Origin of the sequence: Pseudomonas sp. MWU12-2020, from assembly GCF_023100605.1 — a bacterium.
GTDB lineage: Bacteria > Pseudomonadota > Gammaproteobacteria > Pseudomonadales > Pseudomonadaceae > Aquipseudomonas > Aquipseudomonas fluorescens_H.
This window is the reverse complement of record NZ_JALMEX010000007.1, coordinates 270901-285430: the sequence shown is the minus strand read 5'-3', so window position 1 is coordinate 285430 and position 14530 is coordinate 270901. Positions and strand designations below refer to the sequence as shown.

Genomic DNA, 14530 nt, shown 5'->3' with positions numbered 1-14530 from the left:
ATTTTCGGGGTCTGTTCTGTGGACTACGGTCGCGCGCAAGGGTTCTATTTTTTCTTCAGCAGGCCTTGGCGCGGGTCACCCGGTCCACCAGATAGACCAGTCCGTGATAGTCGATGCCACCATGTTGCGTCAGGCCGATCTCACAGGTGCGGCTGGTGGAAATCCCCTCGCTGCAGTGCTGCACCGCGTCCTTAAGTGTGCGCAGCGAATGGCTGTTCAGCTCCGGTGTGGTGAAGCCCTTGTCGCCGGCAAACCCGCAACAATGAATGCCTTCCGGGATCACTACGGTCTTGCTGCATTTGCGCGCGAGATCGATCAACGCCTGGCTTTCGCCCAGATGCTGTGTGCTGCAGGTCACGTGAACCGCAATCGGTGCTTCCTGCGGGGTGAACTCCAAACGATCGAGAAGATGCGTACGGATGAAGCGCACCGGGTCGTACAGATCCAGGCGCACATTTCCCACATCCTGCACCAGACGCAAGGTGCACGGGCTGGTGTCGCAGTAGATCGGATCTAGCCCGCCACGACTGGCATGGAGGAGCGCGCTGATCAGTTCCTGGCGTTTGTGTTCGGCCTGTTCGGCGTAGCCTTTGGAGGCAAACGGCTGACCGCAGCAGAGGTTGTCCTGATTGTCCGGGAAGACTACTTGGTAACCGGCCTTTTCCAGCAGGCCACGGGTCTTGTCGTACAGCGACATCTGCTCCTTGTCGCCGGCTGCCGGGCCCATCACCCGTGAAACGCAGGCGGCCAGATAGACCACGCGCGGCCGTTCGTCCGACACGCTCGGGCTGAAGCGAATGGCTTTTTCCGGTTGCGGCATCGCATTGGTCCACAGCGGCACCTGGCCTTTGGACAAGCGCGTCAGCGTCGCCGAAAGCTTGGCCAGACGCGGTGTGCCGAGCAGCATCCGTGCGCCGTTGGCCACGTGCAGGGTGAAGCGTGCGCCTTGCAGGGTCTTGGCGAAATTTCCTTCGATCCAGTCAGCGGTTTTCTGATGCGTGGCGTTACGGGCGCGGAGCTTTTTCACCAGTTCGCCGGTATTGATGCCAACGGGGCAACGCTGAGCGCACAACCCGGTCGCCGCGCAGGTCTCGATGCCTTGGTACTCGTAGGATTGTTCCAGCTCGGTGGTGTCAACGCCGGCGCGTTTCTTCGCTTGAATGTCACGCCAGATCACGATGCGCTGGCGCGGGCTGAGGGTCAGGCCTTTTGACGGGCAGACCGGTTCGCAGAAGCCGCACTCGATGCATTTATCGACAATCTCGTCTGCGGCTGGCAACGGCTTGAGGTGCTTGAGGTGGATCTGCGGATCTTCGCTGAGCACCACGTCGGGGTTGAGGATGCCGTTGGGGTCGAGCAGGCGTTTGAGCTGCCACATCAACTGATAGGCGTCGCTGCCCCACTCCAGCTCAACGAACGGCGCCATGTTGCGCCCGGTGCCGTGTTCGGCCTTCAGCGAACCGCCGAACTCCACCGCCACCAGTTGCGCCACGTCGTCCATGAACGCCTGATAGCGTGCGACTTCTTCCGGACTGTTGAAGCCTTGGGTGAAGACGAAGTGCAGATTGCCTTCCAGTGCGTGTCCGAAAAGGATCGCTTCGTCGTAGGCATGTTTGTCGAACAGCGCGATCAGGCGATTGACGCCGATGGCCAGTTGCTCGACCGGGAAGGTCACGTCTTCGATGATCACCGTGGTGCCGGTTTTACGCACGGCGCCGACGGCGGGGAAGGTGTCCTTGCGGATCGCCCAGAGCTTGGCGTTCTCGGCCGGGTCTTCGGTGAAGTCGACCTGTTTTTCCACCGGGAAACTGACCAGCGAAGCCATGATCTGCGCCAGCTGTTCCTGCAGCAAAGTGGAAGAGGCGGCGCGGGATTCGATCAGCAGCGCGCAGGCATTGTTCGACAGGTGTTGTACGAAATCCGGCATGCCCGGTTTGTCCTGCACCGAACGCAGACTGCGCCGGTCCAGCAGTTCTACCGCCGACACCGGTTGGCTTTTCAGCACGGTGACCGCGTTGCAGCAGGTTTCCACATCCGGGAACACGATCAGTGCCGAGGCCTTGTTCGGGTGGTCGATCACCGTGTCGTAGGTCACCGCACTGATGAAGCCGAGCGTGCCTTCGGAGCCGACCAGCAGGTGGCTCAAGATATCCACAGGTTCGTCGAAATCCATCAGGGCGTTGAGTGACAGGCCGGTGGTATTTTTCAGACGGTATTTGTGGCGGATTCTCGCCGCCAGTTCGGCATTGGCGCGGGTCTCACGGCCCAATGTCGCCAGGCGCTCCAGCAGATCGCCGTGGCTGGCGCGAAACGCGGCGACACTGGCGGCGTCTTCGGTATCGAGGCGCGTGCCGTCGGCAAGAACCAGACGAATCCCGGCCAGGGTGTGATAGGTATTTTGCGCGGTGCCGCAGCACATGCCGCTGGCGTTGTTGGCGACGATGCCGCCGATTTTGCAGGCGTTGATCGATGCCGGATCCGGGCCGATCTTGCGCCCGAACGGTGCCAGCCACGCGTTGGCCTGCGCGCCGATCACCCCGGGTTGCAGGCGAATCTGCATGCCCTGGCCGCGAATCTCACGAGCGTTCCAGTTATCCCCCAGCACGATCAACACCGAATCGCTGATCGCCTGCCCGGACAAACTGGTGCCAGCGGCGCGGAAGGTCACCGGGACCTGATCGCGCTGGGCCAGTTTCAACAGCGCCACCACTTCGTCTTCGGACTCGACGCGGATCACCAGTTTGGGAATCAGCCGATAAAAACTGGCGTCGGTGCCGAAGGCCAAGGTCGACAGCGGATCGTCGAAGCGGCGCTCCGCTGGAATCAGTTGCTGCGCATCGCGCAGGAAATTCACCGGAAGCGTCATTGGTCCTCCAGGATCAGCACCACAAGGTCTTTCGGGCCGTGGGCGCCGTAGGCCAGCACTTGTTCGATGTCGGCAGTTTTCGACGGGCCGGACACCAGTAGCGCGTTGGTCGGCATGCCTTGGGCCCACTCGAATTCCTGTTGCACCTGATAGAAGTTGTCGCGGATTTCGCTGGCCTTGAGCAGGGCGAAATGCACCGGTGGCACCAGACTCATCAGTCGCGGTTCTTCACGGGTTGGCCAAAGGATCAGGCTACCGGTCGCGGCGATGGCGCCGAGGGTGCCGGTAAGGCTGGCCGGGGTGTCGTTGAACAGCTCGGCTTTCCATTCTTCCATCGGCCGGTTGTAGGACTTCAGCGTCGGCAGATCAGGATTGTTTGCCCAGTGTTGTGAGATGCGCTGCCCGTGAGGTGTAGTCGGTGCGATCAACAGGCTTGGCAACTGACGGTCACGCAGCAATTGCGCGAGCAGCGCCGGCCAGTCTGCGCCAGTAGTCAGATGGATCTCGGTGTGCACCGCTTCCATCAGTTTGCGCAGTTGCGGGATACGTTGCTCGGCGCTGTAGGTGTAAGGCTGCGTCACCAGATCGACGTCGAAGTCGTCGGCAATCGGTGTGGCGCCGGTCAGACTTTTCCGTAGCTTGGCGAGGATATTTTGCTTGGCGCTCATCAGCGGTCTCCCTGTTTGGCCAGATGCTCGCGGGCCATGTCATGCAGTGAGCGGGCGGCGGGTTTGGGTGCGCTGTGGTTTTGCGTCCATGGGCCGACATTGCTCGGGGTCAGGGCGCGCAGACGCGTGGCGAAGAACCCGAACAACCGATACAGCGTCGGCGAGCTGTTGAGTTTCGCCCAGGCGTTCCAGATGAAGCGTTCCTTGCGCGAATACTTGCTGCCCTGGCCGCGCATCACTTGATGCGGACTGTCCGGGGCTTTGACGTTCTCTTCGCGTAGGCGCCGCAGGATCGCCGGGATAGGAATTTTTACCGGGCACACTTCGCCGCAGGCGCCGCACAGCGACGAAGCGCTCGGATGATCCGGTACTTTCGCCAGACCGACCATGTGCGGGGTGATGATTTTGCCGATCGGTCCCGGGTAAACCTCGCCATAGGTGTGACCACCGACGCGGGTGTAGACCGGGCAATGGTTCATGCAGGCGCCGCAGCGGATGCAGTTCAGGGTCTGGCGCAGCTCGCTGTCGGCAAAGGCCTGACTGCGACCGTTGTCGAGCAGGACCAGGTGCACTTCCTGTGGGCCGTCGAGTTCATGTTCCTTGCGCGGGCCGGAGATCATGTTGACGTAAGTGGTGATCGGAATGCCCAGCGCCGAGCGGGTCAGCAGCGATAGCAGCGGCACCACGTCGCGCAGGTTTTCCACAACCTTTTCGATGCCGGTGACGGCGATGTGCACCGGCGGCACGGTGGTGGTCATGCGCCCGTTGCCTTCGTTTTCCACCAGCAGCAGGGTGCCGGTCTCGGCCACGGCGAAGTTGACGCCGGAAACGCCGATGTCCGCTTCGAAGAATTTCTGCCGCAGGACTCTGCGACCGATCTGAATGAGTTGGTCAACGTCCTTGGTGTACTCCACGCCAAGTTTGTCGTGGAACAAGGACGCGACCTGACCGGCATTCTTGTGGATCGCCGGCATAATGATGTGTGAAGGCTTCTCGTGGTCGAGCTGGACGATGTATTCCCCCATGTCGGACTCCAGGCATTCAACACCTTGAGCCTCGAGGAAATGGTTCATCTCCATCTCTTCGCTGACCATCGATTTGCCCTTGATCACTTGCCGCGCCTCGTGAGCGCGGATGATCGATAAGACGATGCCATTGGCCTCGTCCACCGTTTCCGCCCAGTGCACTGTCACACCGTTGCGGGTCAGGTTCTGTTCCAGTTGCTCGAGCAGGTCGGGCAACTTGGAGAGCGCACGCGCCCTGATCGAGTTGCCCAGGGCGCGCAAGTGTTCTCTTTCGTGGGCATCGCTGAAAGCCGCTGCCCGCTTGGTCATCAGTGAATCCATCGCAGTGCGGAAGTTGTTCCGTAGCTGCTGATCGCCCAAGGCGTTGTGCGCCCGGGTGCGGAAGTCTTCTTCTACGGCAACCGTAGGAATAATCGTCGAGGTGCTCATTTCGCACCTCCGGTTCGCTGCCAGAGGAAGCTCGCCAGGTGTTGCCCGCGCAGTGCTTCCTGCTGTTTTTCCAGCGAGCCGTTGATGTTCATCAAGCAGCCGCAGTCGGCACTCAAGACCTGATGCGCGCCGGACTCCTTCAACGCTCGGGTCTTGTCAGCCACCATCGCGCCGGAAATGTCTGGCATACGGACGCTGAATGTCCCACCGAAGCCACAGCATTCGCTTTCATGCTCATGGTTGACCCGTTCCACATTGCTCAACTGCGCCAACAACTCGCGGCCGTGCAGGTGGGTGTTCATCTCGCGGCGTGCCGAACACGAGGTGTGCAGCGCGACTTTGACCGGTTCGCCGCTGTCCTTGAGCTGCACCTTGCAGACGAACAGCAGGAACTCGGCCAGCTCATAGGTGCGGGCCGCAAGGGCCTGCACCTGTTTCAAGGTTTCCGGCTCGTCCTTGAACAAGTCGGCGTAATGCTCGCGCAGCATGCCCGCGCAGGAACCCGACGGCACCACCACCGGATAATCCCCGGCAAACAACGCCAGTTGCGAGCGCGCGACCGTCCGCGCCTGCTCGGTGTAACCCGAGGTGTAGGCCGGTTGCCCGCAGCAGCTCTGCCCCTGCGGGTACTCGACGCGGATGCCTTCGCGCTCCAGCAAGTGGATCGCGTCCATCCCGGCTTCGGGGTAGAACAGGTCGACCACGCAGGTCCCGAACAGGTAGACCCGCGACGGTTTCTCGCTGGGGTATTGCCGAGGTTCGGGCAGGGGCGGTGCGACGCGGGTGGCGTTGGGCACAGCGTTGTAAAAAAGCTCGCTCATCAGGCGTGTCTCCGGGTGGGCCCGGTTATCCGTCTGTGGCGGCTGCTGAATATAGACAGCATTGCTTTCAGCAGCCTTACAGACCGGGTTGTGAATTGCTGACGCCGGAATCACGAACCGGCGTCGGTTATTTCCGTGTTGCTTGTAGGCTTCTTCCAGCTTTAGTGCACCAGCATGCCGGTGAACCAGTAGGCCTGGGCCAGGGTGATCAGGCCGACAATCGTGGCAAAGAATAGGCTGTGCTTGAGGGTGAAGCGGAACAGATCCGATTCCTTGCCCACCAGGCCGGTCGCGGCGCAGGCCACGGCGATCGATTGTGGCGAGATCATTTTGCCGGTCACGCCGCCGCTGGTATTGGCGGCTACCAGCAGGGTGTCATTGACGCCGATCTGGTGCGCGGTGGTCGCTTGCAGCGAACTGAACAGGGCGTTCGACGAAGTATCGGAGCCGGTCAGAAACACACCGAGCCAGCCGAGGAACGGTGAGAAGAACGGGAAGGCTGCGCCAGTTGCGGCCAATACCAGAGCCATGGTCGAAGACATGCCCGAGTAGTTGGTGACGAAGGCGAAGGCCAGCACCATGCCGATCGACAGGATTGGCCAGCGCAGTTCGTAGAAGGTCTCTTTCAAAGTGGTCAGACCAGTTTTGAAGTTGATCTTCAGCACTAGCATCGAGACCAGCGCCGAGAAGAAAATTGCTGTACCGGTTGCGGAAATCGGATCGAGTTTGAACACCGCAGGAATCGCAGTGGGGGTGGCGACGATCGGCGCGGTCTTGATCACCAGTTGATCAAGGTGCGGGATGGCGAAGTTGAATACCCAGGCGTACATCGATCCGCCGGCGGCGAACATGGCTTTGAAGGGTTTGAGGGTCCAGATGGTCACCAGCACGGTGAGGATCAGGAACGGCGACCACGCCTTGAAAATTTCCCCAAGACTGTAAGGCGAAGCCACGGTGGTGCGCTTCTGGCCGAAACCGCCGACGCTGGCGGTAATCGCTGCGCTCGAGGTGGCGCCGGCGATCTGTGCACCGGCAGTGCGTTTTGGTTGCCAGACTTTGAGGAACAAGGTCAGGGCGATCAGGCTGGCCAGGGCAGAGGTGATGTCCGGCAGTTCCGGGCCGATGAAGTTCGAGGTGAAGTACTGCGTCACGGCAAAGCTCAGGCCGGCAACCAGCGCAGCGGGCCAGGTTTCGCGCACGCCGCGCAGGCCGTCCATCATGAACACCAGCCAGAACGGCACGAACAGCGACAGCAGTGGCAGTTGGCGGCCGGTCATGGCGCCGATCTTGAACGCGTCGATGCCGGTCACCTGGCCGGCCACAATGATCGGAATTCCCAGCGCGCCGAACGCTACCGGCGCGGTATTGGCAATCAGGCACAGGCCGGCGGCGTACAGCGGGTTGAACCCGAGACCGACCAGCAGCGCAGCGGTAATCGCTACCGGCGCACCGAAACCCGCGGCACCTTCCAGGAATGCACCGAAGCAAAAACCGATCAGCAATACCTGCAGGCGCTGGTCGTCAGTGATCGACAGTACCGAACTGCGAATGACCTCGAACTGACCACTCTTGACCGTCAGTTTGTAGAGAAACACTGCCGCGACAATGATCCAGGCAATCGGCCACAAACCGTAGGCAAAGCCGTATCCAGCAGCGGCGAAGGCCATGTCGACCGGCATGTGGAAGGCGAAAATCGCCACGGCGATCGACAGGGCAAGCGTGATGCTGCCGGCCACATGCCCCTTGAGGCGGAACACCGCCAGCGCGAGAAAGAAGAAAACGATGGGGATGACGGCCGCGAGTGCGGAGACGCCGAGACTGCCGAGCGGGGTATAGAGCTGTTGCCAGGTTTGCATATGGGGTGGCCCCTAATTGTTGTTGGTCAGGCACTGTCAGCGTTCTTGGTTAATTGGTAATACCAATTTACAATCGCTGTTGGCTAGGGTAAAAGCCTTGATGTCGGTGTGTCAATTTGTCGCCCTGAAACTTTTGTCGAATAAGCGGTGCAGAGGGCATCTGATCCGGTCGGACGATTGCGCACTGACAGGTGTCGGCGCGGCGCCGATCGGCCAGAATAGAGAGCCCGGCGTGCGGTCGGGATCGTGGAGAGTTGAGTTATGGGGTTTGATCAGATTCGTCAGCGCCGTTTGTCTGACGATATTGTCGAGCGACTTGAGGGGATGATCCTTGAGGGCACGCTGAAGTCCGGTGAGCGGCTTCCGGCCGAGCGAACGTTGGCCGAGCAGTTCGGCGTATCGCGCCCGTCGTTGCGCGAAGCGATTCAGAAACTGGCGGCCAAGGGCTTGCTGGTCAGTCGCCAGGGTGGCGGTAACTACGTGGTGGATACGCTTGGCTCGACCTTCAGCGATCCCCTGCTATTGCTGCTTGAGAGCAACCCCGAAGCGCAGCGTGACTTGCTGGAATTTCGGCACACTCTGGAGGCATCGTGTGCCTATTACGCCGCATTGCGCGCCACGGATGTGGATCGTGAGCGTCTTACTGCAGCGTTCAACGAGCTGCAGGATTGCTACACGCGACATGACGAAGTGAGCCGGGCGGAAGAGGGGGCGGCGGATGCGAAGTTTCATCTGGCGATCGCCGAAGCCAGCCACAACGCGGTGCTGCTGCACACCATCCGCGGGCTGTTCGATCTGCTCAAGCGCAACGTGGTGACCAATATTGGCGGCATGTACAAGCAACGGACGGAAACCCGCGACATGCTGATCGCTCAGCATCGGGAACTGTATCTGGCGATTATCGAAGGGCGTGCGGAGCAGGCGCGCGAGGTTTCCAGTCGGCACATTCTGTATGTGCAGGAAGTGCTGGAAGAGGTGCGGCAGGAGGTTCAGCGCATGGCCCGGGCGGAGCGGCGCAAGGGGATGTGACGGCAATTCAGTTGTGGCAAGGGGGCTTGCTATCGCTTGCTTGCGCAGCAGGCGCCCTCAGCTCTCGCCATTGTCTGTAAAGCGGGTGCCGCTACGCGCCCCAGCGGGAGCAAGCTCCCTCGCCACAGTATCAGGCAGAAGAAATTATTCTTCTTTGCCCTTGTTGCGCACGGCGCGCTGCAACTCACGACCGGCGTCGCGTTCGCGCTCGGTGTCACGCTTGTCGTATTCCTTCTTGCCCTTGCCCAGAGCGATCTCGCACTTGACCATGTGCTTGCTCCAGTAGAAGGACAGGCACACGCAGGCGTAGCCTTTCTGTTGCACGGCAGCGGCGAGTTTTTCCAGCTCGCGTTTGTTGAGCAGCAGTTTACGGGTGCGGGTCGGATCGGCGATGACGTGGGTGCTGGCGGTCATCAACGGTGTGATGTGACTGCCGAGCAACCAGGCTTCGCCGTCCTTGAGCAGGACGTAACTGTCGACCAGTTGCAGCTTGCTTGCCCGCAGACTTTTTACTTCCCAGCCGGCCAGGACCAGGCCAGCCTCGAACCGATGTTCGATGAAGTAATCGTGTCGCGCCTTTTTGTTCTGCGCGATGGTCCCTGTTGGGTGTTTCTTCTGTTTAGCCATAGGGGCGGCATTATATGGAGATAAACGGTCCTCGGCTACGGTGATGCTGCGTGCTTGAGCAGGTTGAGTGAATCCCGGACAATGCGGCCTCTTTTTCTAACGCTTGGGCGTGATATTCAATGTCGACAGACAAGGTTTCTGTCCACGGCAGTTGGGCTAGCCGCTGGGTTTTCATATTCGCCGCGACCGGTTCGGCCGTGGGACTGGGCAGCATCTGGAAATTCCCCTACATGGTCGGGGTCTACGGTGGCGGCGCCTTCGTGCTGATGTTCCTGGCGTGCATCGCGTTGATCGGGATCCCGGTCATGCTGGCTGAAACCCTGATCGGCCGCCGCGCACGGCAGAGTCCGGCGAACGCCCTGAAGGTGCTGGCGCTGGAAGCCGGACATTCGGGCAAGTGGTCGTGGGGCGCATTTGCCGGGATGATCACGGCGCTGCTGATCCTGTCTTTCTATAGTGTGGTCGGCGGCTGGTCGCTGGATTACATCATCGACATGGGACGCGGGGATTTCCAGGGCGCTACGGCAGAGCAGGTCGGCGCTTATTTCGGCAATGTCATCTCCGATCCCTGGCGCCTGACACTTTGGCACACAGTTTTCATGCTGTTGTCGGCCGTGGTGATCGCCAAAGGCGTGGTTGCCGGGCTTGAACGCAGCCTGCGGATCATGATGCCGCTGCTGTTTGTGATGGTGCTGGTGCTGCTGGGTTACAGCATGACCACCGGGCATTTCATGGAAGGCGTGCATTTCATGTTCGATTTCCACCCGGAAAAAGTCCTCGACGGCTTGCTGCCCGCCATGGGGCACGCATTTTTTTCCCTGAGCGTGGGCGTCGGTTCGATCATGATCTACGGCGCTTACATGACCAAGGAAGCCTCGCTGTCCGGCACCGTGGTCGGTGTCGCGCTGCTCGACACCTTCGTTTCGCTGGTGGCCGGTCTGGCATTGTTTCCGATTGTGTTCGCCGGCGGTTTGAACCCTAGCGAAGGCCCGGGCCTGATGTTCGTCAGTCTGCCATTTGCCTTTGGTAACGTGGTTTTTGGCCAGTTGATGGGTGTGGTGTTCTTTGTCCTGGTAGCAATTGCCGCCTGGAGTTCGGCGATTTCCCTGCTCGAACCGATGGTTGCCTATCTGGTTGAACGCACGAAAATCAGCCGTGGCTGGGTGACTTTCTGGCTGGCCTTCATCTGCTGGTTCGTTGGTCTGGGTACGGTTTTCTCCTTCAATATCTGGAAGGAAGCCAAATTTTTCGTGAACGATGGCGGGCTGTTCCATCTCTACCAATGGGGTGCGGCGGGTGGTCTGGACTTCTTCGGCGTGATCGATTTCTTCACCTCGCGGATCATGTTGCCGCTCGGTGGCCTGTGTTTTGTGCTGTTTGCCGGTTGGGTGATGGGGCGTGATGCGGTGCGTGACGAGTTGTCGATTCGTAACCCGGCGCTGTTTGCCCTGTCCTTGTTCTTGATGCGCTACGTGGCGCCTATCGGCATTCTTGTAGTGTTTGCCGCTCAGCTCTGGAAGTAACGCTTACATGACGACACATATTCAACGTTCGGCGTTGCTGCCATACCCGGCGCAATTCCTCTACGACCTGGTCAACGACGTCGCGCGTTACCCGGAATTCCTGCCATGGTGCTCGTCCGCCGAGGTGCTGGAGAGCTCGCCCGAGCACATGCGCGCCAGCGTTGGCGTGGCCAAGGGCGGTCTCAGTCAGCACTTCGTGACGCGCAATACGCTGGTGCCGGGGCAGTCGATCGAGATGAACCTGGAAGAAGGCCCGTTCAATCAGTTGCATGGCGTCTGGGTGTTCAAGGCGTTGAACGAGAAGGCCTGCAAGATCAGTCTCGACCTGTCTTTCGACTATGCCGGGCCGCTGGTGCGCGCGACACTCGGCCCGCTGTTCAATCAGGCGGCCAATACGCTGGTGGATGCTTTCTGCCAGCGTGCCAAGCAGATGCATGGTTGAGCCGGTGATCGAGATCGAGGTGGTATATGCCGCCGTGGATCGTCAGATCCTGCGCACTTTGAGCGTCCCTGAAGGGGCGACAGTGCGTGAGGCGGTGCTCAAGTCAGGTATCGGCGATGAATTTCCAGAGCTGGACCTGAACGAATGTCCGCTGGGGATCTTCGGCAAGGTGGTGGCTGACCCACAGGTTCGCTTGATTCAGGCGGGGGATCGCATCGAGATCTACCGGCCGTTACTGGCGGATCCGAAAGAGGTTCGGCGCTTGCGGGCGGCCAAGGCTGCCGAAGCCAAGGCGCGAAATCAGTAGGACGAGCAAATCGCAGGCAATAAAAAACCCGGAAATTCCGGGTTTTTTATTGCCTCGCACATTACTGCGGCGAGGTGTCCAGCGGCTCAGGCGTCGGAACCGGAACGGTTTCAACACCATCCACGTCCTTCTGGATCGAATCCAGCAAGGAGCCAGGTTTGGCTGGTTGTTCCGGCTTCGGCTTCTCGGCGTTTTCAGCAGGGGCGGTCACGCTGGTGCCACTGTCCTTGCCGAGAATGGCTTCGTCACGGCTCACGCCCGGCATGAAGTCACCGGACAGGCTGACAAGCTGGTCGTTAGAGTTGAAAATAACACTCATGCGTTCCTGTTGGCGTTCACCGCCACCAGGTTGCAGGCTGTACAGATAATCCCAGCGATCGGCATGGAACGTGTCGGTCAGCAGAGGGTTACCCATGATAAACCGTACTTGCCGACGGGTCATTCCCGGGCGTAACTGGTCTATCATGTCCTGCGTGACGACATTGCCCTGCTGGATGTCGATTTTGTAAACCCCGGGGAATGAACAACCGGCGAGTGCGAGCAGTCCCACAAAGGTGAAACTGGTTAGCAAGAGCTTGGTGTTTTGCATCGGTGGGCGACTTCCACTATCTTGGCTGGGACAACGTAAACGCCGATCATACCCGCATTAAGAGAAGCTGCGAAGCAGCATCGCGAGAAAGCTGACCATGGTTGAAAATAGCGAACTACGCAAAGCCGGCCTCAAAGTGACCCTGCCACGGGTCAAGATCCTGCAAATGCTCGACTCTACCGAGCAGCGTCACATGAGTGCCGAGGACGTCTACAAGGCGTTGATGGAAGCGGGCGAGGACGTCGGTCTGGCCACGGTTTACCGTGTTCTGACCCAGTTCGAAGCCGCTGGCCTCGTGGTCCGTCACAACTTCGACGGTGGCCACGCGGTATTCGAATTGGCCGACGGTGGCCACCACGACCATATGGTCAACGTGGAAACCGGTGAAGTCGTCGAATTCGTCAGTCCGGAAATCGAAAAGCTCCAGAAGGCAATTGCCGAGGAGCACGGTGTTGATCTGGTAGATCACAATCTGGTGCTGTACGTACGCAAGAAAAAATAAGCATGTCGCGCGAATTTCAGGTTCGCGAAACGAACGAAGGCGACCCAAGGGTCGCCTTCGTGCTTTCTGCTGCTCTTAAACTTTTGCGGTGACCACCATTTTTTTCGCGTGAGCCAAAGACTCTTTGGTCAGGTCGATGCCGCCCAGCATCCGTGCTACTTCTTCTATACGGTCGTTCTTGCTCAGTTTGGACACGGCGGTGTGAGTCGCCTGCTCGCCCCGTACCTTGTGCACGAACAAATGCTGATGACCCTGCGCTGCCACTTGCGGCAAGTGCGTCACGGTCAGCACCTGCCCGCGATCGCCAAGACGTCGCAACAACTGGCCGACGATTTCGGCTGTCGGCCCGCCGATACCCACGTCCACTTCGTCGAATACCAGGGTTGGTACCCGTGAGGTCTGCGCGGTGATCACCTGAATCGCCAGGCTGATCCGCGACAGCTCGCCACCGGAGGCCACTTTGGCCAGCGCTTTCAGCGGCTGACCGGGGTTGGCACTGACCAGCAGCTCGACTTGCTCCAGGCCGTTGGGCAGCAATTCGTCGCTGCTGTTGGCGCGCAATTCGATGGTGAATCGACCGCCGGGCATGCCCAGGCGCTGGATTTCCTGTTCCACGGCGCTGGCAAGGCTGCCGGCGGCTTGATGACGCAAGTCGCTCAGCTCGCGGGCTTTCTCTTGATAGTGGCGTGCGTAGGAAGCCAGCTCTTCACCCAGACGCTCGATGGATTCGTCATTGGCGTTGAGGGTTTCGATCTCATCCAGCAACTTTTGCTGCAGCTCGGCGACTTCAGTTGGCTGGATCCGGTGCTTGCGGGCCAGGGTGTAAATCGCGTCGAGGCGTTCTTCCAGATATTGCAGGCGCGCCGGATCGGCATCGAAGTTGTCGAGGAAGCGATTGAGCTCGCCCACGGCTTCTTCGACCTGGATCTGTGCGCTGGTCAGCAAGCTGCTGGCTTCGCCCAGTGCGCCCACCGAGTTGTTCACGCTCGACAGACGGTTGAGGCTGGCGGTCAGTGCATTCAGTACGTTGCCGGAATCGCTTTCGCTGCATTGTTCGACCACTTGTCGGCAAATGCCGAGCAGGGTTTCGGCATTGGTCAGGTTTTTGTGTTCCTGCTCCAGCTGTTCCAGCTCGTTTTCGCCGAGGCCGAGGTTTTCCAGTTCCTCGAGCTGGTAGCTGAGCAGTTGGTGGCGCGCGCGTTGTTCGTCGCCGGAGTTGGAGAGACGCTCCAGCTCCTGGCGAGTCTGGCGCCAGCGCTGCGCAGCCAGTTGAACTTGGCGGGCCAGATCGGTGGCACCGGCGTATTCATCAAGCAGGCGGCGATGGGTATCGGTTTTCAGCAGGGACTGGTGTTCGTGCTGGCTGTGGATATCGATCAGCAGTTCGCCGAGAGCCTTGAGATCGCCGAGCGGGCAGGGCGTGCCATTGATATAGCCACGCGAACGGCCTTCGGCGGTAATGACCCGACGCAGGATGCACGGGCCGTCGTTTTCCAGGTCGCGTTCGGCCAGCCAGGCATGGGCTTCGGGAATGTCGACCAGATCGAAGGTAGCCAGAATGTCGGCCTTGTCGGCGCCCGGGCGAACCACGCCGCTGTCGGCGCGATCGCCCAGGGTCAGGCCCAGGGCGTCGAGCATGATCGACTTGCCGGCGCCGGTTTCCCCTGTGATCACGCTCATCCCGCGATCGAGTTCGAGATCGAGATGTTCAACGATGGCGTAGTTGTGTACGGACAGGTGCACCAGCATAAAGGCCGCTCCCAGGCTTTAGGTCTGGTTATTTATACAGTGTTTTGTTTCGGGCTGACAATGCCCTCGCTTAGCTCGATTTGCTTGATCCGATCAA

Annotated in this window: 13 protein-coding genes; 5 read left to right on the top strand and 8 right to left on the bottom strand. The window is 60.0% G+C overall.

The genetic code is table 11. From position 1 onward, the window contains the following. Window positions 1-55 precede the first annotated feature (55 nt). The 5 genes from M0814_RS18240 to M0814_RS18220 form a co-directional block, all read right to left on the bottom strand. Window positions 56-2866, bottom strand: coding sequence for an FAD-binding and (Fe-S)-binding domain-containing protein (locus tag M0814_RS18240; RefSeq protein ID WP_103484339.1), 2811 nt, complete (start codon window positions 2864-2866; stop codon window positions 56-58). Beyond that, on the bottom strand, window positions 2863-3534 hold the full coding sequence (locus tag M0814_RS18235) for a lactate utilization protein (RefSeq protein ID WP_086793694.1): 672 nt from the start codon (window positions 3532-3534) through the stop codon (window positions 2863-2865). The genes M0814_RS18240 and M0814_RS18235 overlap by 4 nt, the downstream gene beginning before the upstream one ends. Beyond that, window positions 3534-4988 (bottom strand): LutB/LldF family L-lactate oxidation iron-sulfur protein, encoded by a 1455-nt coding sequence (locus M0814_RS18230; RefSeq protein ID WP_041066752.1) that lies wholly within the window; start codon window positions 4986-4988, stop codon window positions 3534-3536. The genes M0814_RS18235 and M0814_RS18230 overlap by 1 nt, the downstream gene beginning before the upstream one ends. After that, window positions 4985-5809, bottom strand: a complete 825-nt coding sequence (locus M0814_RS18225) for a (Fe-S)-binding protein (RefSeq protein ID WP_003221501.1) — start codon at window positions 5807-5809, stop codon at window positions 4985-4987. Before M0814_RS18225 ends, M0814_RS18230 begins: the two co-directional genes overlap by 4 nt. Window positions 5810-5970: 161 nt before the next feature. After that, window positions 5971-7665 carry a lactate permease LctP family transporter gene (locus M0814_RS18220; protein WP_103484338.1) on the bottom strand — a complete coding sequence of 565 codons (1695 nt, stop codon included), beginning with the start codon at window positions 7663-7665 and terminating at the stop codon, window positions 5971-5973. Window positions 7666-7926: 261 nt separating this feature from the next. Between M0814_RS18220 and M0814_RS18215 the strand changes: the two genes are divergently transcribed. After that, the gene (locus M0814_RS18215) at window positions 7927-8694 is read left to right on the top strand and encodes a GntR family transcriptional regulator (RefSeq protein WP_045122286.1); all 768 of its coding nucleotides are present in this window, start codon (window positions 7927-7929) and stop codon (window positions 8692-8694) included. A 144-nt stretch (window positions 8695-8838) separates the two neighbouring features. Here M0814_RS18215 and smpB read toward each other — a convergent pair whose 3' ends face one another. Next, a complete protein-coding gene (gene smpB, locus M0814_RS18210) occupies window positions 8839-9321 on the bottom strand; it encodes an SsrA-binding protein SmpB (protein WP_003221505.1) in 483 nt (160 codons plus the stop codon). A 119-nt stretch (window positions 9322-9440) separates the two neighbouring features. Between smpB and M0814_RS18205 the strand changes: the two genes are divergently transcribed. From M0814_RS18205 to M0814_RS18195, 3 genes are read left to right on the top strand one after another with little or no spacing between them, the layout of a single operon-like run. After that, a complete protein-coding gene (locus M0814_RS18205; RefSeq protein ID WP_047597942.1) occupies window positions 9441-10844 on the top strand; it encodes a sodium-dependent transporter in 1404 nt (467 codons plus the stop codon). Window positions 10845-10851: 7 nt separating this feature from the next. Beyond that, window positions 10852-11286, top strand: a complete 435-nt coding sequence (locus tag M0814_RS18200; protein WP_003221509.1) for a type II toxin-antitoxin system RatA family toxin — start codon at window positions 10852-10854, stop codon at window positions 11284-11286. Beyond that, the gene (locus tag M0814_RS18195; RefSeq protein ID WP_103484337.1) at window positions 11279-11593 is read left to right on the top strand and encodes an RnfH family protein; all 315 of its coding nucleotides are present in this window, start codon (window positions 11279-11281) and stop codon (window positions 11591-11593) included. Before M0814_RS18200 ends, M0814_RS18195 begins: the two co-directional genes overlap by 8 nt. Before the next feature lie 61 nt (window positions 11594-11654). Here M0814_RS18195 and M0814_RS18190 read toward each other — a convergent pair whose 3' ends face one another. Beyond that, entirely contained in the window at window positions 11655-12182 is a 528-nt protein-coding gene (locus M0814_RS18190) for an outer membrane protein assembly factor BamE (protein WP_003221514.1), read from the bottom strand. A gap of 97 nt (window positions 12183-12279) precedes the next feature. Here M0814_RS18190 and fur point away from each other — a divergent pair, with 97 nt between their 5' ends. Then, the gene (gene fur / locus M0814_RS18185; protein WP_003221515.1) at window positions 12280-12684 is read left to right on the top strand and encodes a ferric iron uptake transcriptional regulator; all 405 of its coding nucleotides are present in this window, start codon (window positions 12280-12282) and stop codon (window positions 12682-12684) included. A gap of 75 nt (window positions 12685-12759) precedes the next feature. Here the strand turns inward: fur and recN are convergent, their stop codons facing one another. Next, the gene (gene recN, locus M0814_RS18180) at window positions 12760-14433 is read right to left on the bottom strand and encodes a DNA repair protein RecN (RefSeq protein WP_003221517.1); all 1674 of its coding nucleotides are present in this window, start codon (window positions 14431-14433) and stop codon (window positions 12760-12762) included. Between the last annotated feature and the right edge of the window lie 97 nt (window positions 14434-14530).